This is a genomic window from Aureimonas frigidaquae (assembly GCF_001463905.1).
Taxonomy (GTDB): Bacteria; Pseudomonadota; Alphaproteobacteria; order Rhizobiales; family Rhizobiaceae; genus Aureimonas; species Aureimonas frigidaquae.
Genome location: NZ_BBWR01000018.1, coordinates 114253 through 135176, shown reverse-complemented (window position 1 = coordinate 135176; position 20924 = coordinate 114253). Strand labels below are relative to the sequence as shown.

Below are 20924 nucleotides of genomic sequence, written 5' to 3'. Positions count from 1 at the left end.
CCAATCCGCCATCAGCCACAGAGGGAGACGCGACCGTCGTAATGGCGCTCCAGCCGGCCGGCAAGTTCCAGTTCCAGAAGGGCTTCCTGCACACGCGGCGCCGCGCAGCCGCTCTGCGCCACGAGATCGTCTATGGAAACGGGCGCCACCCCCAGCAATGAACCGAGAATATCGGCGTCCTCGCCCCCTCCGAACAGGGCCAGTGACGGCTGGGATGACGCTCCGGCCAGCGAAACGGCGCCGCGCAGTCCCGTCTTTATATCGTCGGCCGATGTGACCAGGATCGCGCCGTTGCGGATGAGCTGGTTGGGGCCGGCCGCCCGCGCATCGAGCGGCGAGCCCGGTACGGCGAAGACGCGGCGTCCGATCTGCGCCGCGCTGGCCGCCGAAATGAGCGAGCCGGACCGCAGCGCCGCTTCCACGACGAGAAGCCCGTGTGACAGCCCGGCCACGAGCCGGTTGCGACGTGGGAAATCCACTGCCCGTGGTTCGCGGCCGAAGGGCATTTCCGACACCAGGCATCCGGCCCGGTCGACGATGCGCCGCATGAGGCCCTTGTTCTCCGGCGGATAGGGCCTGTCCAGCCCGCCTGCGAAAACGCCCACGGTGCCGGTGGCAAGCCCAGCCTCATGTGCGGCCGTGTCGATGCCGCGCGCCAGGCCCGAGACGATCACCATGCCGCATCGGGCAAGATTCTCGCACAGGGCGCGGGTGATGGCGGTGCCGGCGAGCGAGGCGTTGCGCGATCCGACGACGGCAAGCGCCGGACGGCGGAACACGGCCGGATCGCCCATCAGGGCCAGGGCCGGCGGTGGGCCCGACAGGGCGGCCAGGAGCGGCGGATAGGCGTCTTCGCCCAGGAGGACCAGTCGCGCACCGAGCCGGTGCGCCCGCTCCAGCTCCTGCTCGATGGCGGCTTGTGGAGACAGGACGACGCGTGAGAAACGCCCCGTCATGCCCGCTGCCAAGGCGTCCACGGCCGCGATACCCGTTCCATAGCGCGCCAGGAGCGCGACATAGGTGGAGGGGCCGACCTGCCGGCTGCGGGCCAGACGCAGGCGCGCGAAGCGCTCCGTGTCGGACAGCGCGCCCGCCGCTCCGTCCATGGCTAGCCCTTCGAGCCGATTTTCGTTTCAGTGCCGCTGGTTAGGCGGCGAATGTTCGCATGATGCTTGATGTAGACCAGCAGCGTCAGCAAGGCGGTAAGCGCAGCGGCCGGCGTGTTACCGATGAGATAGAGGACGATGGGAACGACCAGCGTTGCCGCCAGCGCCGCCAGCGAGGAGTAGCGGAACAGGAAGGCCATGCCGAGCCAGACCACGGCGAAGACCGGAACGCCGATCGGTGCCAGGCCGAGCAGGACGCCGAGATAGGTGGCGACACCCTTGCCGCCGCGAAAGCGCAGCCAGATGGGGAAGAGATGGCCGAGAAAGGCCGCGATGCCAGCGATGCCCGCGGCGCCGATACCCCAACGCCACGCCACGAGGACGGGGATGGTCCCCTTCAGGACATCTCCCAGAAAGGTCAATCCCGCCAGCAGCTTGTTGCCGGTTCTCAAGGCATTGGTTGCGCCGATATTGCCGGAGCCGATGCTGCGTAGATCCCCCAGCCCGAAGGCGCGTGTGAGCACGAGGCCGAAGGGAATGCTTCCGCTCAGATATCCAAAGAGCGCACACAGGATCAGGACGCCCGTCGGAACGGAGGCGAGCATGTCGTTCATGCGCTGACCTCATCAAGCTGGTGGACGATGCGCCCGTTGACGATCGTGCAGGCGGCCCGGCCCTGGAAGCGGGCATTCTCGAAGACGGTGTTCTTCTGCAGCGAATGAATGTCGCCTTCAGAAAAGATGAACGGGTGGTCCAGATCGACCAGGGTGATGTCGGCCGGCCGACCCGGCTGCATGGTGCCGCGATCGATCTTCATCAGCTGCGCCGGATTGATCGTCAGTGCCGCGATGATGCGCTTCAGGGGGACGGCGCCGGAATGGTGGAGCCGCAGGGCCGCGGGCAGGAGGCTCTCGAGCCCGATGGCGCCCGCCGTGGCATCGGCGAAGGGCTGGCGCTTGACGTCCACATCCTGCGGATCATGCGACGATACGATGATATCGATGGTGCCGTCGGCCAGCGCCTCCACCATGGCGCGGCGCTCATCCTCGGTCCGCAGCGGCGGGGACAGGCGGAAGAAGGTGCGATACTCGCCGATATCGTTTTCGTTCAGCGTCAGATGGTTGATCGACACGCCGCCGGTGGCGCGCACGCCCGCTGCGCGTGCCTGGCGCAGCGCCTGCGCGGCCATGGCGGTGGAAAGCTGCGCGGCGTGATACCGCACGCCCGTCAGCGCGGCCAGGCGCAAATCCCGCTCCAGCGGTATGAGCTCGGCTTCGCGCGGGATGCCCGGCAGGCCGAGCCAGGAGGCGAGAAGCCCTTCGTTCATGACGCCGGAGCCGGTCAGGGCGGGGTCCTGCGTTTCAGCCATGAAGAGGGCGTCGAAATCCCGCGCATAGGTCATGATCCGGCGGATCAGGGCGGGGTTCGAGAGGGTCTTGCGCCCTTCGGTGAAGACGCTTACGCCGGCGTCGGAGAGAATGCCGATCTCGGTCATCTCGTGGCCCAGCAAACCGCGCGTCAGGGCTGCCGAGGGGAACACGTTCACGGCCGAGCTTTCGCGCGCCGTGTGCATGACGAACTGCGCCAGGGCAACGTCGTCGATAACCGGGTTGGTGTCCGGCATGGTCAGGATGGAGGTGACGCCACCGGCGGCCGCGGCCGCCCCCACCGAATGTATGGTTTCCCGGTGCTCGTAGCCGGGTTCTCCCATGAAGACGCGTGCGTCGACGAGGCCGGGAATGGCCAGCATGCCACGGGCATCCAGAACCGTCGCACCGTCCGGCCGGCCGGCATTGAGCGCAGCGCGCCCGGCCGCCTGGATCGTCCCGTCCTGAACGATGATGGCGCCCGGCTCGTCCAGATCACGCGACGGATCGAAGATGCGAGCGTTTTCAATGAAGAGGGGAGGCTGGTTCATCTTGATTCTCCGTCTCCGCCTGCCAGCCATTCCATCACGGCCATGCGGACGGCGACGCCCATTTCCACCTGTTCCTCGATGACGCTTTGCGGCCCGTCGGCAATGCCGGAGGCGATCTCCACGCCGCGGTTCATCGGGCCGGGATGCATGACCAGCGCGCCAGCCCGCGCATGGGAGAGCTTGTCGCCATCAAGGCCGTATTGCCGGAAATATTCGCGGACGGAGGGGACGAAGGCGCCTTCCATCCGCTCGCGCTGCAGGCGCAGCATCATGACGACATCGGCGTCTTTCAGGCCCTCTTCCATCTTGCGGAAGACCGTGACGCCCATGTCGGCAATGCCGGAGGGCAGAAGCGTGGAAGGGCCGATCACGCGCACCTCCGCACCCAGCGCATTGAGAAGCAGGATGTTGGAGCGCGCCACGCGGCTGTGCAGGACATCGCCGCAGATGGCGACGCGCAGCCCGGCCACGCGGCCCATGCGGCGGCGGATTGTGAGCGCATCCAGAAGCGCTTGGGTGGGGTGTTCATGGGCGCCGTCGCCGGCATTGACGACCGAGCAATCGACCTTTTGCGCCAGCAGCGCCACCGCGCCGGCCGCATGATGGCGGACGACCAGTATATCGGGCCGCATGGCGTTCAGCGTCATCGCCGTATCGATGAGCGTTTCGCCCTTCTTGACCGAGGAATTGGCCACCGACATGTTCATCACGTCCGCGCCGAGGCGCTTGCCGGCCAGCTCGAAGGAGGACTGTGTCCGCGTCGAGGCTTCGAAGAAGAGGTTGATCTGGGTCCGCCCCTTGAGGGCGGATTTCTTCTTGTCGCGGGACCGGCTGACGGCGATCTCTTCCTCGGAAAGGTCGAGAAGCGTCTGGATGTCGGGGAGCGAAAGCGTCGCGATCCCGGTCAGGTGCCGGCGCGTCGGGGCGGAGGAGGCGTTTTGCGAGCTCATATCAAGGCTTGGCTATAGGCCGACACGCCCTGATCGGCAAGCAGGCCGGGGGCATCGTCAACCGGTTTCTCGCCGGCGCGCGGTCAGCCGGTCCAGCGCGCCCTGCAGGATGAAGGACGCGGCGGCGGAATCGATGCGCTCCTTGCGCTTCTTTCGCGACAGGTCGGCTTCGATCATGCTGCGCTCCGCCGCCACGGTGGACAGGCGCTCATCCCAGAAGGCGAGCGGGCGCTCGTCCAGGGCCGTCCAGTTGCGGGCGAAGCTGCGCGTCGACTGCGCGCGGGGCCCTTCGCTGCCATCCATGTTCAAAGGAAGACCCAGGATCACGCCGCCGCAGCGCGCCGCGTCCAGGGCCGCCTTCAGCACCTGCGCATCGAGGGTGAACTTCTTGCGCAGGATCACCGGGCGGGGCGTGGCGAAACGCAGGCCGAGGTCGGAGACGGCCAGGCCGATCGTCTGGGTGCCGAGATCGAGGCCGGCCAGCACGGTGCCGGAGGGAATCAGGGCCTCGATTTCGTTGACGTCGACAATCGGCATTCGTCTTGAACCTTACCTTCAGGGGGTCAATTATCGCAGCACGAACCGGCAACGGAGCCCATGCCGCATGAAGATGACCTATTACGGCCATTCGGCCTTCCGCATCGAATGTGACGGTGCGACCATTCTCATCGACCCGTTCCTGAGCGGAAACAAGCATTTTTCCGGCAGTATTGAAGAGGTGGCGGACGGCGTCACCCATATCGCGCTGACGCATGGGCACGACGATCATGTGGGCGATACGGTCGAACTCGCCCGGCTGAGCGGCGCGCAGGTGATTGCCAATTTCGAGCTGGCCAACTGGCTGGCCGGGCAGGGCGTGGCCGATGTCGCGCCCGGCAATACGGGTGGCACGATCCGCTTCGACACCTTCTCGGTGACCTTCACCCAGGCGTTCCATTCCTCCGGCCATGTCGGTGCCGACGGGTCGGTGACCTATCTCGGCATGCCGAACGGGCTGGTGTTCCATTTCGCGGATGGGCCGAGCGTCTACCATATGGGCGATACGGACATGTTCGGTGACATGGCCCTGATCCAGGAACTGCATCATCCGCAGATCGGGCTGGTCCCGGTGGGAGACCGCTTCACCATGGGCGCCGCCGTCGCCGCACTTGCCTGCCGCCGCTACTTCACCTTCCGGACGATCATTCCCATTCACTGGGGGACGTTCCCGCCGCTGGACGCCTCGCCCGAGCGGTTCATCGAAGCCATGGAAGAGGATCGGGCCCAAGTGCTTCGCCCCACCATCGGCACGGCCTTCAGCGTCTGAGGCTTGAAGGGCAGCGCCTTGCTCCGCAGGGAGCGGCCCGATATACGCAGCCTTCGGAACACCATGCTGCAAGAGGGAAGGCAAAGCCTTGTCCGTCGATAGAGACACTGTCCGCCGCGTTGCGCGCCTGTCGCGCATCGCCGTCACCGACGATCAGCTCGACGCCATGGCGGGCGATCTGAACGCCATACTGGGCTTCGTCGAGCAACTCGACGAGGTGGACGTGACCGGCGTCGAGCCCATGACATCGGTAACGCCCATGGCCATGAAGCGCCGCGAGGATGTGGTGACCGATGGTGACAAGGTGGCCGATATCGTCGCCAATGCGCCGGTTTGCGAAGACAATTTCTTCGTCGTGCCGAAAGTGGTCGAGTAGCCGTACTGGCTTCTCCCCGCAAAACGCCCATCAAGAGATATCCGTGACAGGCCGATGACCGAACCCACATCCCTTACTATCGCTGAGGCGCGTGCCGCCCTGACGGCCGGCACCTTCTCCGCGCGCGAGCTGACGCAGGCCTATATCGACGCGATCGAAGCGGCCAATCCCGCGCTGAACGCCTATGTCAGCGTGACGGCGGAGCAGGCGCTGGCCATGGCGGATGCCTCGGACGCGCGCCGCGCCGGCGGCTCGGCCGGGCCGCTGGAAGGCATACCGCTCGGCGTCAAGGACCTGTTCGCCACCAAGGGCGTGCACACACAGGCCGCCAGCCATATCCTGGACGGGTTCAAGCCGCCCTACGAATCGACCGTGACCGCCAATCTGTGGGCGGACGGCGCCGTCATGCTCGGCAAGCTGAACATGGACGAGTTCGCCATGGGCTCCTCCAACGAGAACAGCCATTACGGGCCGGTGGTCAATCCGTGGCGTGCGGAAGGCTCCGAGCGCGCGCTCGTGCCGGGCGGCTCGTCCGGCGGCTCGGCGGCGGCCGTCGCGGCGCGGCTCTGCGCCGGCGCCACGGCCACCGATACGGGCGGCTCCATCCGCCAGCCAGCCGCCTTCACGGGTACGGTCGGCATCAAGCCGACATATGGCCGCTGCTCGCGCTTCGGCATCGTCGCCTATGCATCATCGCTCGACCAGGCCGGGCCGATCGCCCGCGATGTGCGCGACGCGGCCATCCTGTTAAAGTCCATGGCGTCCGTCGACCCGCGTGACACAACCTCCGTCGACCGGCCGGTCCCCGATTACGAAGCCGCCGTCGGCCGCTCCATCAAGGGCATGCGGATCGGCATTCCGCGCGAATACCGGGTGGACGGCATGCCGCCGGAGATCGAACGCCTGTGGCAGCAGGGCATGGACTGGCTGCGGGATGCGGGGGCGGAGATCGTCGACGTATCGCTGCCGCACACGCGCTACGCGCTGCCGGCCTATTACATCGTGGCTCCGGCGGAAGCCTCGTCGAACCTTGCCCGCTATGACGGCGTGCGCTACGGGCTGCGCGTCCCAGGCAAGGATATCACCACGCTGTATGAGAATACCCGCGCCGCCGGCTTCGGCTCCGAGGTCACGCGCCGCATCATGATCGGCACCTATGTCCTGTCGGCCGGCTACTACGACGCCTATTACCTGAAGGCGCAGAAGGTCCGCACGCTTATCAAGCGCGATTTCGAGACCGTCTTCGCCGACGGCGTCGACGCCATGCTGACGCCCGCGACGCCGAGCGCGGCCTTCGCCATCGGTGACGAGGCCATGAAGGCCGATCCCGTCCAGATGTATCTGAACGACGTCTTCACCATCACGGTTAACATGGCGGGCCTGCCGGGCATCGCCGTGCCGGCCGGACTGTCGGCGGAAGGCACGCCGCTGGCGCTGCAGCTCATCGGCCGTCCTTTCGACGAGGAGGCGTTGTTCGCCACCGCATCGGTGATCGAAGCCGCCGCCGGGCGCTTCGAGCCGCAACGCTGGTGGTGAGCCTGCCGATGAAGGTGACCATTCTGTCGGCCATGGCCGGAACCCGTTACGGAAGTCTTTGAGAATGTCGATCGTCGATACGCGCATCCCCGATCCGAAGAAGTTCATCGCCGGCGCCACCGGCGATTGGGAGATCATCGTGGGCATGGAAGTGCACGCGCAGGTCCTGTCGGAATCCAAGCTCTTTTCTGGTGCGTCGACGCGCTTCGGCGCCGGCCCCAACGAGAATGTCAGCCTGGTGGACGCGGCCATGCCTGGCATGCTTCCCGTCATCAACGAGGAATGCGTGCGCCAGGCGGTGCGGACTGGCATCGGCCTGAAGGCTGCCATCCACAAGCGGTCGGTCTTCGACCGCAAGAACTACTTCTACCCGGACCTGCCGCAGGGCTACCAGATATCGCAGTACCTGCAGCCCATCGTGGGCGAGGGCGTGGTCAAGGTCTCCGTCGGTCCCGATTCTAAGGGGGAGTTCGACGAGATCGAGATCGGCATCGAGCGGCTGCACCTGGAGCAGGATGCCGGCAAGTCCATGCACGACCAGCATCCCACAATGTCCTATGTGGATCTGAACCGCTCCGGCGTGGCGCTGATGGAGATCGTGTCCAAGCCCGATATCCGCTCGGCAGAGGAGGCGCGCGCCTACCTGACCAAGCTGCGGACTCTTCTGCGCTATCTCGGCACCTGCGACGGCAACATGGACCAGGGCTCCATGCGGGCCGATGTCAACGTGTCCGTCCGCCGCCCGGGCGGTGAATTTGGAACGCGCTGCGAGATCAAGAACGTCAATTCCATCCGCTTCGTCGGCCAGGCGGTGGAGGCCGAGGCGCGCCGCCAGATCGCCCTGATCGAGGATGGCGGCGTCGTCGAGCAGGAAACGCGGCTCTTCGATCCGGTGAAGGGCGAGACGCGCTCCATGCGCACCAAGGAAGATGCGCATGACTACCGCTACTTCCCCGACCCGGATCTCCTGCCGCTCGAATTCGACGATGCCTTCGTGGCGGAGCTGGCATCCGGCCTGCCGGAACTGCCGGACGACAAACGCGCACGGCTGATCGAGTCCGGCCTGTCGGCTTATGACGCGTCCATTCTGGTGTCCGAAAAGGCCATTGCGGACTTTTACGAACAGGTCGCACAGGGGCGCGAGGGCAAGCAGGCCGCCAACTGGGTCATCAACGACCTGCTCGGCGCCCTGAACAAGAGCGGCATGGGAATCGAGGAGACGCCCGTTTCGGCCGCGCAGCTTGGCGCCATCCTGGATCTGATCCGCGAGAAGGTGATTTCCGGCAAGATCGCCAAGGATTTGTTCGAGATCGTCTGGAACGAGGGCGGCGACCCGCGGGAATTGGTCGAAAGCCGCGGCCTGAAACAGGTGACCGATACGGGGGCGATCGAGAAGGCTGTCGAGGACGTGATCGCCGCCAATCCGGACAAGGTCGAGCAGGCGCGTGCCAAGCCCACCCTGGCCGGCTGGTTCGTCGGACAGGTGATGAAGGCCACCGGCGGCAAGGCCAATCCGCAGGCCGTGAACGATCTGGTGAAGGCCAGGCTGGGCCTGGATTGATTGGACTTTTGCGCCGTGGCGGCGCATATGCATGCACAGTTGGCCGGACAGGCTCGGTGAACCGGGAATGACGCAATGAAGTTCAAAGACTGGCTGCTCGAAATCTTCACCTGGTGGAATGGCCAGACCATCGGCACGCGCTTCCACACCTGGCGTTTCGGCCAGCGCGTGGGCGAGGACGAGCGCGGCAACGTGTATTACCAGTCGGCCGACGGCAAGCGGCGTTGGGTCATCTATAACGGCCCCGCCGAGGCGACGGCCATCGGGCCGGGCTGGCATGGCTGGATGCATCACCGGGTCGACACACCGCCGACTGCACAGGATTACCGCCCGCGCCCCTGGGAGAAGCCCCATACGGCGAACCTGACCGGCACGGCGCTGGCCTACCGCCCCAAGGGATCGCTCTTGAACACGGCGGAGCGCCCGCGCGTGACGGGCGATTACGACGCCTGGGCCCCGTGATTCTCGGCTCCGTGATACTTCGCACGCTGAAGCCGAGCCCCTCGAGGCTACGCGCCACACGCCGCCGCGCCATGCGGTCGGGTGCGGTGGTGGCGGGTCTTGCCATTGCGGCGACGGGCCTGTTCGGCCTGGTGCCGGCGGATGCCGCGCGGCTGGAGAACCGCGTCGCGGTCTTTTCCGGCCTCGACAAGATCACCGGCCGCATCACCACCTTCGACGCCTATGTGAACGAGACGGTCCAGTTCGGCACACTGCAGGTGACGCCGCGCGTCTGCTACAGCCGCTCCCCGGATGAAGCGCCCAAGACGGACAGCTTCGTGGAGGTCGACGAGATCACCCTGGATCGGGAGATTCGCCGCATCTTCACCGGATGGATGTTCGCCGATTCGCCGGGCCTGAACGCCGTCGAGCACCCGGTCTACGACGTGTGGTTGAAGGATTGCAGCGCCGATTCCAGCGTTCCACCGCCGCCCGAGGGTTGATATGCCCGACAGGCGCGCCCCGGAAAGCCGTTGGCGCGTCGCGGCCCTGTACCTTCTGGCGCTCGCCTATGGCCTGGCCGGGCTTGCGCATCTGGCCTACGCTCCTGCACTTGCCAGGATCGTGCCGCCCTTCGTTCCGGAGCCGGCAGGCGTCGTCCTCGTGACCGGCCTGTGTGAACTGGCCGGTGCCGCCGGTCTGTTGATCCCACGGTTTCGGCGTGCTGCCGGATGGGCCTTCGCGGCCTATGCGCTCTGCGTCTGGCCTGCCAACATGTACCACGCGCTTCTGGACTGGCGCAGCGGCACGGGGTTGCCGATGGCCTACCATGCCGTCCGGCTGCCGCTGCAGATCGTCATCATCGCCTGGACCCTGTGGGCGACCGGCATCTTGCGTGTCGGCCGCAGGCGCTAGGGCCGGCGATGGATCGGGTCCTGCCAGTAGACGGCTTCAGGCGCTTCGACAGGCTCGATATCGGGCAGGTTCACCACCACCGCCTCATTGTCGGAGCGCACGAGCACGCATTGCAGCACTTCGCCCGGATCGGCGTTGATTTCCTGATGCGGCACATAGGGTGGCACGAAGATGAAATCTCCCGGGCCGGCCTCGGCGACGAATTCCAGCGCCTCGCCCCATCGCATGCGGGCACGCCCTGACACGACATAGATCACGCTTTCCAGGGCGCCGTGGTGATGGACGCCCGTCCTGGCATCCGGCGCGATGGTGACGGTACCGGCCCAGATCCGCTGGGCGCCCACGCGCGCATGGTCGATGGCGGCCTGGCGGAACATGCCGGGCGTCTGGGGCGTGTTGCTATCGAGCGCGTCGCCGCGGATCACCCGCACGCCATCGTGCTTCCAACGCGCGGGCGCGTGGTCTGCCTGACTGTGCGGATCATCGTCTGTCATGGGGCCACCTCAAGCGGAGCTTGCGCGCATCGCACGGCGGCGTCCAGTCATTTGGAACGGCCATCCTGCGATAGTCGACTCATTTGGTATATTATGTTTTCCGCCGGTCCGGGCTTTCCTCTAGCTTTCTGTTCATAGGAAGCAGGAAGGGATGTGCGGCGATGATCAAGACATTGCTTGTTCCGGGCCTCAACGGCTCTCCGGCCGGTCACTGGCAGCATCATTGGGCCTCGACTGAGGCAACCGCCGAACTGGTGGAACAGGAAAACTGGACCTATCCGCATCTGCCGCACTGGCTGGCCGCGCTCGAGGCGCGGATCGCGGCCTCGGCGCCCGGAGTCATCCTGGTGGCGCACAGCCTGGGCTGCGCTCTGGTCTCGGCCCTCGTCGGCCGCCCGTCGGCCGAGCATGTCGGCGGCGCGCTGCTGGTGGCCCCGGTCGATCTGATCACGCTGGCATCGACGACGCCGGGTGCCGAGACGTTCCTGGGCAAACAGTCGCAGAGCCTTCCTTTCGCCTCCATCGTCGCGGCGAGCCGCAACGATCCTTACCTGTCCTACCGCGGGGCCGAACGGCAGGCGGCCATCTGGGGCTCCGCGCTCTGGGATCTCGGCCAGGCCGGCCACGTCAACATCGCCAGCGGCTTCGGCCCATGGCCGGATGCGATCACGCTTGCCAATGGTCTGCGTGGGCGCCAGCCAATCGCCGAAGCGGAGCGCACACAGGGCCGAAGCTGGTTCACGGAAATCAACCCGCGTGCCGTGCAGGCCCATGGCAGCGGCATCGGCGCCATCTGACGAAGGGGCGCCGCCCTTATCGGGCGGCGCGCCGTATCAGGCCATGGGCCGCAAGTCGTTGAAGGCCGGGTAGGTGCGGGCGAAGTCTTCGAGCCAGCGGACGAGGTTGGGGTTCTGGTCCTCCCACTCGCCGGCAAAGCGCAGGCCGAGCCAGCCAAGATCGGCCGCCAGCGCAAAATGCGCCAGATTGGGCGCCTCCGGCAGCGCGGCCACTTCTCCGTCCAGCACCTTCAGGGCGCGCATGGCACGCCCCCATTGCTTGTCCATCATCGGCTGGTAGCGCATCTCTTCCGGCCGGTACCGCACCTCGTAGAGGCGGGCCTGGGCGCATTCCGTCGCCCCGTCGATCAGTGATTCGGTCCGCTTGGTCTGGAGCCAGGCTTCCGTCGTCTGCGGAATGAGCTGGTTGCCGCTGAGACGGTCCAGATATTCGCAGATGACCTTGCTGTCATGGACGGTGGACCCATCGTCGAGGAGCAGGACCGGGATTTTCCCCAGCGCATTGGCCGCGATCAGCTCCGGCGGGTTCTGCGACGTATCGGTGGAGACGAGCTCGAGCGCGATGTCGCAATGATGGGCGCAGAGCCGCACCTTGGACGCGTAGGGTGACGGCTTGGAATACAGAAGACGCATGGTGATCAGGACACTTCGGGCAGGGTTTTCAGAAACGACGGAGCGACTGGCAGTTCGCGCCATAGACGCGCCAGACGTCATAGCCCAGGAAACAGCCTTCCGCACGCCAGCTCACGCCCGCATAGCCCATCGGATGCTCGATCACGTAGTAGACGTAATCGTTCGTCGTCATGCCCTTGTAGTCGCCGCCCGTCACGGTTGCCCGCCCCTGGCAGTAGCGCCGCTCCACCTTGCGCAGGCCAGCCGCCGGAAACCAAGCCTTTTCCTGGAGCGCGGAAAACTCCATCACGCTGCGCGGCGCGCCGAGCGTGTTGGGGGCGCCATACTCGAACTGGTCCTCGATCTGCGCCAGGACGCGCGGATCGTTACAGGCGGGCGTGCGGGACTGAACGACGATCACCTCCGCGGTCTGGGGAACGGCACGGAAATAGTCCGCCGCCGAAGCGGCCGTCGTGGCACTGGCCGCCGCACAGAGAATAAGGCTCGCTACCGCGCGCTTGCCGAATGTCATGATCCCTCCGAAACCTGCGATTATGGCAGGGTGTTCGTTGCATACCTGCACTATCATAGCTCAGGAACGCTCGGGTGCCAGCACATTGATGCCACAATCGGCTTTTGTATCGAGCGCAAGGACCGGAAGCAGGCGTTCCATGACCTGCCGGGCCTCCTCCTGGAAGCCGTAGGGCGGGTTGACGACCACCAGCCCCGAACCGATCAGCGTTTCCACCGCGCCGGCCGCCTGCCGGCGAAGATCGCAGGCGATGATGTCTGCGATGCCGCTGTCGGACAGGGACGCATGGAATGCGGCCACCGCCTCGCGCTTCTTGATCGGGTACCAGACCGCATAGGTGCCGCCCGGCCAGCGCCGGTGCGCCCGCACCAGCCGGTCCACTATGCGCTCGAACTCGCCCGGCTCCTCGTAGGGCGGGTCGATCAGCACGAGCCCGCGCCGCTCCTTCGGGGGCAGGTGGGCGTTCAGGGCAAGCCAGCCATCCAGGTGGATCGCCTTGGTCTGCACATCGCCCGCAAAAAGCTCGGCAAGGCTGCGCGCGTCCTGCGGGTGCAGCTCATAGGCGGAGAGGCGGTCCTGCGGACGCAGGAGCTGCCGGATCAGGACCGGCGAGCCGGGATAGAAGCGCAAGGCCCCATCGGTCGAACCCTCGGCCAGGACGCAGCCGACATAGGGCGCCAGGAGTAGATCGTTGGCGGCATCGCTTTCCAGCAGCCGGGCGATGCCGGTCCGGTATTCCCCGGTGCGGGTGGATGCGTCGGCCGACAGGTCGTAACGGCCGATCCCGGCATGCGTGTCATAGACGCGGAAGGCCTTGTCCTTGCGCTGGAAGGCCAGCACCAGCCGCGCCAGCAAGGCATGCTTGTGAACATCGGCGAAGTTGCCGGCATGGAAAGCGTGTCGGTAATTCAACGTGTTACGGCCTTGTTTCGCAATTGCGAACGCTCCGTTCATGCAAATCGTGGCGGCGGGTTCGCTTGTGCATAGCCATATCCGCTTCGATTGCCCGTCGAAAGTGCAGCGCGAGGGGCGCGAAAGCGAAAGGTGTTACCCGTGAGCGAGAGGACTTTGTTCCAGCCGGTCGATCTCGGCCCTATCCAGATCCAGAACCGAATCGTCATGGCGCCGCTGACGCGTTCGCGCGCCACGCCCGACGGCGTGCCAAGGGAGATGCATGTCGAATATTACCGACAGCGCGCAACGGCCGGACTGATCATCACCGAGGCCACGAACATTTCGGGCGAAGGGCGCGGCTATGCCTGGACGCCGGGCATCTGGACCGATGCGCAAGTTGAGGGCTGGCGGAAGGTGACGGACGCGGTCCATGCCGAGGGCGGGCACATCTACCTCCAGCTCTGGCATGTCGGCCGAGTGTCCCATCCCGATCTTCAACCCGGCAACGCGCTGCCGGTGGCACCGTCCGCCATTGCCGCCAAGGGGCAGTCCTTCACCGAAGAGGGCATGAAGGACATGGTGACCCCGCGGGCCTTGAGCGCGGACGAACTGCCCCGCGTGGTGGAGGATTACCGCCATGCCGCGCGCCAAGCCAAGGCGGCCGGCTTCGACGGGGTCGAGATCCATTCGGCCAATGGCTATCTTCTGGACCAGTTCCTGCGGGACGGCGCCAACAAGCGTGACGACGCCTTCGGGGGCTCGGTGGAAAACCGGATGCGCTTCCCCTTGCAGGTGGTGGACGCCGTGGTGGATGTGTGGGGCCCGGAGCGCACCGGCATCCGCATTTCGCCGGTCAGCCCGGCCAACGACCTGACCGACAGTGACCCCAAATCCGTCTTCCTGCCCTATGTGGAGGCCCTGTCCGAACGTAGGCTGGCCTATCTCCACGTCGTCGAAGGTGCCACCGGCGGCCCGCGCGAGGTGGGTGGCTTCGATCTGTCCATCCTGCGGCAGAGCTTTTCCGGGCTCTATATGGGCAATAACGACTACTCGCCGCAGCTCGCCGCCGAGCGCGTGGCCTCCGGTGCGATCGATCTTGCCTGTTTCGGCCGGCCCTTCATCTCCAACCCGGACCTCGTCCGGCGGATCGCGCTCGGCGCGCCGCTGGCGCCGTGGGACACGGCGACCTTCTACGGCGGCGACGAGCGCGGCTACACCGACTACCCGCCCATGACGCCGGAAGAGGTGGCCCGTTCCGGCAAGGCCGCCTGAGCGGCCAATATCTGAGCGGCCTGAGCGGCCAGCATCTGCGCGGCCAATGGCGCGCATGCGCAAAATGAATGAGGAAGCGGCCTGTGCATCTGGTATGACCTAGGGATGAACAAGCCGCTTCCGTTCCGCAAGGGCGCCACGGCGTGCCCGCATGATTGCCCCTCCACCTGCGCGCTGGAGGTGGACCTGATCGATCAGCGCACCATCGGCCGCGTCCGGGGCGCGGAAGCCAACAGCTACACGGCCGGCGTCATCTGCGCGAAGGTCGCCCGTTATGCCGAACGGGTGCACCACCCCGGCCGCCTCCTGCAGCCGCAGCAGCGCGTCGGCGCCAAGGGCGACGGCGCCTGGCGGCCCATTACCTGGGACGATGCGCTGGACCTGGTGGCCGAGGCCTTCATCAAGGCCGAGGCGCGGTTGGGTGCGGAAAGCGTCTGGCCCTTCTACTATGCCGGCACCATGGGCCTGGTGCAGCGCGATGGCATCAACCGACTGCGGCATGCGAAAGACTATTCCGGCGAGTTCGGATCGATCTGCGTCAACACGGCGTGGACGGGTTGGTATGCCGGCACGGGCGCCCTGTCGGGCGTCGATCCACGGGAAATGGCCCAGTCGGACTGCATCGTGATCTGGGGCACCAATGCCGTCGCCACCCAGGTCAACGTGATGACCCACGCGATCCGTGCCCGCAAGGAGCGCGGCGCGCGGATCGTCGTCATCGACATCTATGACAACGCCACGATGAAACAGGCCGACATGGCGCTCAAGCTGCGGCCGGGCACGGATGCGGCGCTGGCCTGCGCGCTCATGCACATCGCCTTCCGCGACGGAACGGCCGACCGTGGCTACATGTCCCGGCACACGGACGATCCCGCCGGGCTGGAGGCGCATGTCGCGTCCCGTACGCCCGAATGGGCCGCGCAGATCACGGGGCTCGACGTGTCGGAGATCGAGGCCCTGGCCGCGCTTCTGGGCCATACGCCGCGCAGCTATTTCCGGCTGGGTTACGGGTTTACGCGCCAGCGCAACGGGACGGTCGCCATGCATGCGGCCTCCTGCGTTCCCGCCGTCTACGGCCATTGGCAGCACGAAGGCGGTGGCGCGTTCCACACCAATGGCGGAATCTTCGGCCTGGACAAGAGCTTCGTCGAAGGCGACGCCCTGATGAACCCTTCCGTTCGGCACCTCGACCAGTCCCAGTTCGGCCGCGTCCTGACCGGGGATCGGGCGGCCCTGCAGGGTGGCCCGCCCGTTGCGGCGCTCCTGGTGCAGAACACCAACCCGGCCAATGTCTGCCCCGAGCAGCGGCTTGTGATGGAGGGTCTGCGACGCGAAGACCTGTTCATGGCCGTGCATGAGCAATTCATGACCGACACGGCCATGATGGCCGACCTCGTCCTGCCGGCAACCATGTTCCTGGAACATGACGACATCTACCGCGGCGGCGGCCAGAGCCACATCCTGCTCGGCCCCAAGCTGATCGACGGGCCAGAGGGGGTGCGCAGCAACCATTTCGTCATCGAGGAACTCGCCAGGCGGCTCGGCGTCGCCGACCGCCCCGGCTTCGGCCTGACCGAGCGCGACCATATCGACCGCATGCTGAAGACCAGCGGCTATGCGGGCGGCCTTGCCGAACTGGAAGAGAAGCGGTGGCTGGACGTTCAGCCCGATTTTCGCAAAGCCCATTTCCTGGATGGCTTCGGCTGGGCGGACGGGCGTTTCCGCTTCCGCCCCGACTGGACGGGCATGCGCCCCAATACGCGCCCGCCGGAAAGCATGGGCCTGCTCGGACCGGTCGAGCGGCTGCCGGAGTTCCCGGACCATGTCGACGTGATCGAGGAGGCGGATGGTGATCATCCTTTCCGGCTGGCAACATCGCCCGCGCGCCAGTTCCTGAATTCCAGCTTTGCCGAAACCACATCCTCGGTGGCCAAGGAGGTTCGCCCCGAACTCCTGATCCATCCGCAGGATATCGCCCGGCTCGGCCTGCAGGATGGCGCAAGGGTGATCGTCGGCAACCGGCGCGGCGATGTGATCCTGCCACTGCGTGCCAGCGAAACGGTCCGGCCCGGCGTGCTCATCCATGAAGGTCTGTGGCCGAACAGCGCCTTCGAACGGGGCGAGGGCATCAACGTGCTGACGGGGGCAGATGCGCCCGCGCCCTTCGGTGGCGCGGCCTTCCACGACAATCGCGTCTGGGTGCGGCCCGCGCCGCCGCTGGCGGCGGCAGAGGCGGCCTGAGCCGCGCCTGCTTGGCGTGTTCGATGCCCGGAAAGGCCGGGCGTCAGGCCGGGCTGATCAGCATATCCCCCGCGCCGCCTGGCGTTCCATCGGTGGCCGCGGGCACGGCCGCGCCATCCTGCCAGCGCACGCGGCCCGACAGGACCAGGCGGAGCGCATGCGGGTAGAGGCGGTGCTCGGCGGTTAGAAGGCGCGCGGACAGGCTTTGCGCGTCATCGCCCGCATGGACGGGGATGGCCGCCTGCGCGATGATCGGGCCTTCGTCCATGCCGGCCGTGACGTAATGCACTGTGCAGCCATGCAGGCGCATGCCGGCGGCCAGCGCCCGTTCATGGGTGTGGAGCCCTGGAAACAACGGCAATAGGGACGGGTGGATGTTGATCATCCGGCCGGCATAGCGCTCCACGAAGGGTGCGCCGAGGAGCCGCATGTAGCCGGCAAGGCAGACGACATCGGGCGCGGCCTCGTCGAGGGCGGCGGCGACGGCATCCTCGTGCGCGGTGCGGTTCGCATAGGCCCGGTGGTCGAGCGCGAGCGTCAGGATGCCGGCGCGCCGGGCGGTCTCCAGCCCGCCCGCATCCGGCCGGTTGGACAGGACGAGCACGATCTCGCCCGGGAAATCGGGCGCGCGGCAGGCTTCGATCAGGGCTTCCATATTGGAGCCCCGGCCGGAAATCAGAACGGCGATGCGCTTGCGCGGCGTCGTCATGACAGGTTCAACGATCCGTTGAAGGTGACGGCGGGCTGGTCCTCACGCGCCAGGATGCGGCCCAGCGGCGTGACGCCTTCGCCCGCTTCCTGCAGAAGGGCGCTGACTGTGGCTGCATCGGCCGCCGAGACGACGACGATCATGCCGACGCCGCAATTGAAGGTGCGCAGCATCTCTGCCTCACCGACGCCGCCCTCGCGCGACAGCCAGCCGAAGACCTTGGGCACGTCGATGGCGTCGAGGTCGATATCCGCGCGCAGATGCGCCGGCAGGACCCGGGGGATGTTTTCCGGGAAACCGCCGCCGGTGATGTGCGCCAGCGCCTTGATGCCTTGCCCCTGCGCGAGCGTGGCCAGGAGCGGGCGGACATAGATACGCGTCGGCTCCATCAGGGCCTGCGCCAGGCTGCGCGTGGCGTCGAAGGGGGCGGGCGCATCGTAGGCGGCGCCGCTGCGCTCCACGATGCGGCGAACCAGCGAATAGCCGTTCGAATGGACGCCCGACGAGGCAAGGCCGAGGATCATGTCGCCTTGCGCGAGCTCAGCGCTCGGCAGCAGGCGCCCGCGCTCGGCCGCGCCGACGGCAAAGCCCGCCAGGTCGTAATCCTTTTCCGCGTAGAGGCCCGGCATCTCGGCGGTTTCGCCGCCGATCAGCGCGCAGCCGGCCTGGCGGCAGCCTTGCGCGATGCCAGAGACGATCGCCTCTCCCTGGGCGGGGTCCAGACGGCCGGTGGCGAAATAATCCAGGAAGAAGAGCGGCTCGGCGCCCTGCACGACGAGGTCGTTCACGCACATGGCGACGAGGTCGATGCCGATCGTATCGTGCAGGCCGGTATCGATGGCGATTTTCAGCTTGGTGCCGACGCCGTCATTGGCGGCGACGAGGACCGGGTCGGTGAAGCCGGCCGCCTTCAGGTCGAACAACCCGCCGAAGCCGCCGATCTCACCGTCGGCGCCGGGGCGGCGGGTGGAGCGCACCAGGGGCTTGATACGGTCCACCATCGCATTGCCCGCATCGATATCGACGCCCGCGTCGCGATAGGTCAAACCGGTCTTTGTCTGGTCGCTCATCTGTCTCGCCCCGTTCCTGCCGTTCGGTTGACATGAGCGGATGGCGGAGACAAGTGCAAAAACGACAGGGAAAGCCGGGATAATGCGGCGCGCCATCCCTTGACCCACCCGGTCGGGGCTGCCTATCTCGACAGGTAAAGGCACAGGCTGAGCGGAGCGCGACACGGCGAAGATGGTGAAGGATCGCAGCCGGCTCCTCCGGCGACAGGCCTTGTTCTGGGGCGGGGCGGGGGCTCTCGTGCTGGCCTTCATCTGGGTTTTCAGCTCGATCCTTCTGCCGTTCGTGCTGGGCATGGTGCTGGCCTATTTCCTCGATCCGGTCGCCGACTGGCTGTCGCGCCGCGGCTTGTCGCGGCTGATGGCATCCTTCGTCATCCTGGTCGTCTTCGTCGTCCTGATCGTGGCGATGATTCTGGTCATCGTGCCGGTGATCTCCAGCCAGATCGCATCCTTCGTCGCCAATCTTCCGCATTACCTGCAACGCTTGCAGGAACTGGCTATCGAGGCCCGCGCCGGCCCCCTGTCCTGGATGTTCCAGGATCAGGAGCAGAGCCTCAGCCAGGATTTCTCGGACATCGTGCGCCAGAGCACGGCCTTCTTCACGAGCTTTGTCGGGCAGCTCTGGACATCCAGCCTGGCGCTGGTGAACTTCCTGTCGCTCTTCGTGGTCACGCCGGTGGTCGCCTTCTACCTTTTGCTTGACTGGGACAGGATGATCGATCGCATCGATTCCTGGGTGCCGCGGCAGCATCTGGCCACGGTGCGCCGCCTTGCGCGTGAGGTGGACCGCTCGGTCGCCGGCTTCGTGCGCGGGCAGGGCAGCCTGTGCCTGATCCTCGGCACCTATTATGCGGTCGGCCTGACGCTGGTGGGGCTGAATTTCGGCCTGTTGATCGGCTTCTTTGCGGGGATGATCTCCTTCATTCCCTATGTCGGCTCGGCCCTCGGACTGATCGTGGCGGTGGGGATCGCGCTCGTCCAGTTCTCACCCGACTGGATGTGGGTGGCGGCGACGGCCGGCGTCTTCTTCACCGGGCAGTTCATCGAGGGCTATATCCTCCAGCCCAAGCTGGTGGGCGCTTCGGTCGGGCTGCATCCGGTCTGGCTGATGTTCGCCCTTTTTGCCTTCGGCGCCATGTTCGGCTTCGTCGGGTTGCTCATTGCCGTGCCGGCCGCGGCGGCAGTCGGCGTGCTCGTCCGCTTCGCGCTCGGAAAATACCTGGAAAGCGACGTCTATTACGGCCGCACGATCGAAACACAGCCGCCGTCCAAGCTGGAGAGCCTTGATCTGTCGGCCGCGATCCGCAACGAATTTTCGCCCCGCGACGGCGCCAGAGGAGACGGGTCATGACCAAACCCCGCCAGCTCCCCTTCGAACTGCCGCACCGCGCCTCCTTTGCGCGGGCGGACTTCATCGAAACGGAATCGAACCGGCTCGCGGTCGATGCCGTCGATGCCTGGCCGGCCTGGCCGCACCCCGTCCTGTTCCTGAGCGGGCCCGCCGGCAGCGGCAAGACGCATCTGGCATCGGCCTTCGCGCTCGAACACGGGGCGGTGGTTCCCGCGCATGGCCAAGGTTTTGCGCAGGAGCCCGGCTTCGTCGCGGTGATCGACGATATCGACCGCACCGACCTGACGGAGCCGGAAATCTTCGCCGTGGTCAACGCCGCGCGGACGGGGCTTGGCACGGTGCTCATCACCAGCCGCGTGTCGGCCCCCGCTTTGAAGGTCGCCTTGCCCGACCTTGCATCCCGCCTGCGGGCGGCGACGCAGGTCGCCATCGGGGCGCCGGACGATGCGCTCCTGGAGGGCGTGCTCTTCAAGCTTTTCGCCGATCGGCAGATGGATGTGGATCCCCGGCTTCTCAGCTATGTCGTGCCGCGGATGGAGCGCTCCGTGGTTGCAGCGCAGACGCTGGTCGACAGGCTGGACCGCGAAAGCCTGGCGGCCGGCCGGCGCGTGACACGCGCTTTGGTCAGCGCGGTTCTGGACGATCTGAACGCCGCCTGATTCCCGTCATCAAAACGTTGCTCGGGCGGGCTAAGCGCGCTTAGGTTTACATTCGGGCAGTATGGGAGAATCGCGTGAACGAGATGTCCGGCAAGAGCACCCGCGCCACCAAGAGCGCTTCCCCACGCGCCGGCGCTGCCGCAAAGCCGCGGCCTGCCACCCGCGCCCGCAAGCCCGCGCCGCT

At 66.5% G+C, this 20924-nt stretch carries 22 protein-coding genes and 1 pseudogene; 12 read left to right on the top strand and 11 right to left on the bottom strand.

The genetic code is table 11. The features are described from left to right. Positions 1–11 precede the first annotated feature (11 nt). From dprA to ruvX, 5 genes are read right to left on the bottom strand one after another with little or no spacing between them, the layout of a single operon-like run. Positions 12–1106 (bottom strand): DNA-processing protein DprA, encoded by a 1095-nt coding sequence (gene dprA / locus AUL30_RS17730; RefSeq protein WP_062229233.1) that lies wholly within the window; start codon positions 1104–1106, stop codon positions 12–14. Positions 1107–1108: 2 nt separating this feature from the next. Beyond that, positions 1109–1720: a glycerol-3-phosphate 1-O-acyltransferase PlsY gene (gene plsY, locus AUL30_RS17725; protein WP_062229232.1), complete on the bottom strand. Its 612-nt coding sequence runs from the start codon at positions 1718–1720 to the stop codon at positions 1109–1111. Next, positions 1717–3024 carry a dihydroorotase gene (locus AUL30_RS17720; RefSeq protein WP_062229231.1) on the bottom strand — a complete coding sequence of 436 codons (1308 nt, stop codon included), beginning with the start codon at positions 3022–3024 and terminating at the stop codon, positions 1717–1719. The genes plsY and AUL30_RS17720 overlap by 4 nt, the downstream gene beginning before the upstream one ends. Next, the gene (locus AUL30_RS17715; RefSeq protein WP_062229230.1) at positions 3021–3974 is read right to left on the bottom strand and encodes an aspartate carbamoyltransferase catalytic subunit; all 954 of its coding nucleotides are present in this window, start codon (positions 3972–3974) and stop codon (positions 3021–3023) included. Before AUL30_RS17715 ends, AUL30_RS17720 begins: the two co-directional genes overlap by 4 nt. 57 nt (positions 3975–4031) lie before the next feature. Next, a complete protein-coding gene (gene ruvX / locus AUL30_RS17710; protein WP_062229229.1) occupies positions 4032–4511 on the bottom strand; it encodes a Holliday junction resolvase RuvX in 480 nt (159 codons plus the stop codon). Between the two features lie 67 nt (positions 4512–4578). On the opposite strand from ruvX, the gene AUL30_RS17705 reads away from it, so the two are divergent. The 7 genes and pseudogenes from AUL30_RS17705 (at position 4579) to AUL30_RS17675 (ending at position 10109) form a co-directional block, all read left to right on the top strand. After that, positions 4579–5280 (top strand): metal-dependent hydrolase, encoded by a 702-nt coding sequence (locus AUL30_RS17705; protein ID WP_062229228.1) that lies wholly within the window; start codon positions 4579–4581, stop codon positions 5278–5280. An 88-nt stretch (positions 5281–5368) separates the two neighbouring features. Beyond that, positions 5369–5656: an Asp-tRNA(Asn)/Glu-tRNA(Gln) amidotransferase subunit GatC gene (gene gatC, locus AUL30_RS17700; RefSeq protein ID WP_062229227.1), complete on the top strand. Its 288-nt coding sequence runs from the start codon at positions 5369–5371 to the stop codon at positions 5654–5656. Positions 5657–5710: 54 nt separating this feature from the next. Then, entirely contained in the window at positions 5711–7192 is a 1482-nt protein-coding gene (gatA, locus tag AUL30_RS17695) for an Asp-tRNA(Asn)/Glu-tRNA(Gln) amidotransferase subunit GatA (RefSeq protein ID WP_157070279.1), read from the top strand. Positions 7193–7256: 64 nt separating this feature from the next. Continuing rightward, on the top strand, positions 7257–8753 hold the full coding sequence (gene gatB, locus AUL30_RS17690) for an Asp-tRNA(Asn)/Glu-tRNA(Gln) amidotransferase subunit GatB (protein ID WP_062229225.1): 1497 nt from the start codon (positions 7257–7259) through the stop codon (positions 8751–8753). 75 nt (positions 8754–8828) lie between these two features. Then, complete coding sequence (locus AUL30_RS17685; RefSeq protein WP_062229224.1) at positions 8829–9215, top strand: NADH:ubiquinone oxidoreductase subunit NDUFA12; 387 nt, start codon at positions 8829–8831, stop codon at positions 9213–9215. A 134-nt stretch (positions 9216–9349) separates the two neighbouring features. After that, positions 9350–9697, top strand: a pseudogene (locus tag AUL30_RS17680) (DUF2155 domain-containing protein); the annotation flags it as partial. Position 9698: 1 nt separating this feature from the next. Next, a complete protein-coding gene (locus AUL30_RS17675) occupies positions 9699–10109 on the top strand; it encodes a DoxX family protein (protein WP_062229222.1) in 411 nt (136 codons plus the stop codon). On the opposite strand, the gene AUL30_RS17670 is transcribed toward AUL30_RS17675, so the two are convergent. Then, the gene (locus tag AUL30_RS17670) at positions 10106–10603 is read right to left on the bottom strand and encodes a cupin domain-containing protein (protein ID WP_062229221.1); all 498 of its coding nucleotides are present in this window, start codon (positions 10601–10603) and stop codon (positions 10106–10108) included. The genes AUL30_RS17675 and AUL30_RS17670 overlap by 4 nt on opposite strands. Positions 10604–10764: 161 nt before the next feature. On the opposite strand from AUL30_RS17670, the gene AUL30_RS17665 reads away from it, so the two are divergent. Then, the gene (locus tag AUL30_RS17665) at positions 10765–11400 is read left to right on the top strand and encodes an alpha/beta hydrolase (protein ID WP_083508050.1); all 636 of its coding nucleotides are present in this window, start codon (positions 10765–10767) and stop codon (positions 11398–11400) included. Positions 11401–11436: 36 nt separating this feature from the next. On the opposite strand, the gene AUL30_RS17660 is transcribed toward AUL30_RS17665, so the two are convergent. The 3 genes from AUL30_RS17660 to AUL30_RS17650 are packed head-to-tail and all read right to left on the bottom strand — an operon-like array spanning position 11437 to position 13456. Next, the gene (locus AUL30_RS17660) at positions 11437–12033 is read right to left on the bottom strand and encodes a glutathione S-transferase family protein (RefSeq protein WP_062229220.1); all 597 of its coding nucleotides are present in this window, start codon (positions 12031–12033) and stop codon (positions 11437–11439) included. A gap of 28 nt (positions 12034–12061) precedes the next feature. Next, on the bottom strand, positions 12062–12544 hold the full coding sequence (locus AUL30_RS17655) for a hypothetical protein (RefSeq protein WP_062229219.1): 483 nt from the start codon (positions 12542–12544) through the stop codon (positions 12062–12064). A gap of 60 nt (positions 12545–12604) precedes the next feature. After that, the gene (locus AUL30_RS17650) at positions 12605–13456 is read right to left on the bottom strand and encodes a 23S rRNA (adenine(2030)-N(6))-methyltransferase RlmJ (RefSeq protein WP_062229218.1); all 852 of its coding nucleotides are present in this window, start codon (positions 13454–13456) and stop codon (positions 12605–12607) included. A 141-nt stretch (positions 13457–13597) separates the two neighbouring features. On the opposite strand from AUL30_RS17650, the gene AUL30_RS17645 reads away from it, so the two are divergent. Next, positions 13598–14710, top strand: a complete 1113-nt coding sequence (locus AUL30_RS17645) for an alkene reductase (RefSeq protein WP_062229217.1) — start codon at positions 13598–13600, stop codon at positions 14708–14710. 105 nt (positions 14711–14815) lie between these two features. After that, positions 14816–16951, top strand: a complete 2136-nt coding sequence (locus AUL30_RS17640) for a molybdopterin-containing oxidoreductase family protein (protein WP_062229216.1) — start codon at positions 14816–14818, stop codon at positions 16949–16951. A gap of 43 nt (positions 16952–16994) precedes the next feature. On the opposite strand, the gene purN is transcribed toward AUL30_RS17640, so the two are convergent. After that, positions 16995–17660, bottom strand: coding sequence for a phosphoribosylglycinamide formyltransferase (gene purN / locus AUL30_RS17635; RefSeq protein ID WP_062229215.1), 666 nt, complete (start codon positions 17658–17660; stop codon positions 16995–16997). Further along, the gene (purM, locus tag AUL30_RS17630; protein ID WP_062229214.1) at positions 17657–18730 is read right to left on the bottom strand and encodes a phosphoribosylformylglycinamidine cyclo-ligase; all 1074 of its coding nucleotides are present in this window, start codon (positions 18728–18730) and stop codon (positions 17657–17659) included. The genes purN and purM overlap by 4 nt, the downstream gene beginning before the upstream one ends. 172 nt (positions 18731–18902) lie before the next feature. On the opposite strand from purM, the gene AUL30_RS17625 reads away from it, so the two are divergent. Then, positions 18903–20081 (top strand): AI-2E family transporter, encoded by a 1179-nt coding sequence (locus tag AUL30_RS17625; RefSeq protein ID WP_062229213.1) that lies wholly within the window; start codon positions 18903–18905, stop codon positions 20079–20081. Beyond that, a complete protein-coding gene (locus AUL30_RS17620) occupies positions 20078–20740 on the top strand; it encodes an HdaA/DnaA family protein (RefSeq protein ID WP_062229212.1) in 663 nt (220 codons plus the stop codon). Before AUL30_RS17625 ends, AUL30_RS17620 begins: the two co-directional genes overlap by 4 nt. The last annotated feature ends 184 nt before the right edge of the window (positions 20741–20924 follow it).

Bases quoted from the DNA above. Each gene is read 5' to 3' on its own strand.
- dprA (WP_062229233.1), bottom strand. From the start codon at position 1,106: ATGGACGGAGCGGCGGGCGCGCTGTCCGACACGGAGCGCTTCGCGCGC.
- plsY (WP_062229232.1), bottom strand. From the start codon at position 1,720: ATGAACGACATGCTCGCCTCCGTTCCGACGGGCGTCCTGATCCTGTGT.
- AUL30_RS17720 (WP_062229231.1), bottom strand. From the start codon at position 3,024: ATGAACCAGCCTCCCCTCTTCATTGAAAACGCTCGCATCTTCGATCCG.
- AUL30_RS17715 (WP_062229230.1), bottom strand. From the start codon at position 3,974: ATGAGCTCGCAAAACGCCTCCTCCGCCCCGACGCGCCGGCACCTGACC.
- ruvX (WP_062229229.1), bottom strand. From the start codon at position 4,511: ATGCCGATTGTCGACGTCAACGAAATCGAGGCCCTGATTCCCTCCGGC.
- AUL30_RS17705 (WP_062229228.1), top strand. From the start codon at position 4,579: ATGAAGATGACCTATTACGGCCATTCGGCCTTCCGCATCGAATGTGAC.
- gatA (WP_157070279.1), top strand. From the start codon at position 5,711: ATGACCGAACCCACATCCCTTACTATCGCTGAGGCGCGTGCCGCCCTG.
- gatB (WP_062229225.1), top strand. From the start codon at position 7,257: ATGTCGATCGTCGATACGCGCATCCCCGATCCGAAGAAGTTCATCGCC.
- AUL30_RS17685 (WP_062229224.1), top strand. From the start codon at position 8,829: ATGAAGTTCAAAGACTGGCTGCTCGAAATCTTCACCTGGTGGAATGGC.
- AUL30_RS17675 (WP_062229222.1), top strand. From the start codon at position 9,699: ATGCCCGACAGGCGCGCCCCGGAAAGCCGTTGGCGCGTCGCGGCCCTG.
- AUL30_RS17670 (WP_062229221.1), bottom strand. From the start codon at position 10,603: ATGACAGACGATGATCCGCACAGTCAGGCAGACCACGCGCCCGCGCGT.
- AUL30_RS17665 (WP_083508050.1), top strand. From the start codon at position 10,765: ATGATCAAGACATTGCTTGTTCCGGGCCTCAACGGCTCTCCGGCCGGT.
- AUL30_RS17660 (WP_062229220.1), bottom strand. From the start codon at position 12,033: ATGCGTCTTCTGTATTCCAAGCCGTCACCCTACGCGTCCAAGGTGCGG.
- AUL30_RS17655 (WP_062229219.1), bottom strand. From the start codon at position 12,544: ATGACATTCGGCAAGCGCGCGGTAGCGAGCCTTATTCTCTGTGCGGCG.
- AUL30_RS17640 (WP_062229216.1), top strand. From the start codon at position 14,816: ATGAACAAGCCGCTTCCGTTCCGCAAGGGCGCCACGGCGTGCCCGCAT.
- purN (WP_062229215.1), bottom strand. From the start codon at position 17,660: ATGACGACGCCGCGCAAGCGCATCGCCGTTCTGATTTCCGGCCGGGGC.
- purM (WP_062229214.1), bottom strand. From the start codon at position 18,730: ATGAGCGACCAGACAAAGACCGGTTTGACCTATCGCGACGCGGGCGTC.
- AUL30_RS17625 (WP_062229213.1), top strand. From the start codon at position 18,903: ATGGTGAAGGATCGCAGCCGGCTCCTCCGGCGACAGGCCTTGTTCTGG.
- AUL30_RS17620 (WP_062229212.1), top strand. From the start codon at position 20,078: ATGACCAAACCCCGCCAGCTCCCCTTCGAACTGCCGCACCGCGCCTCC.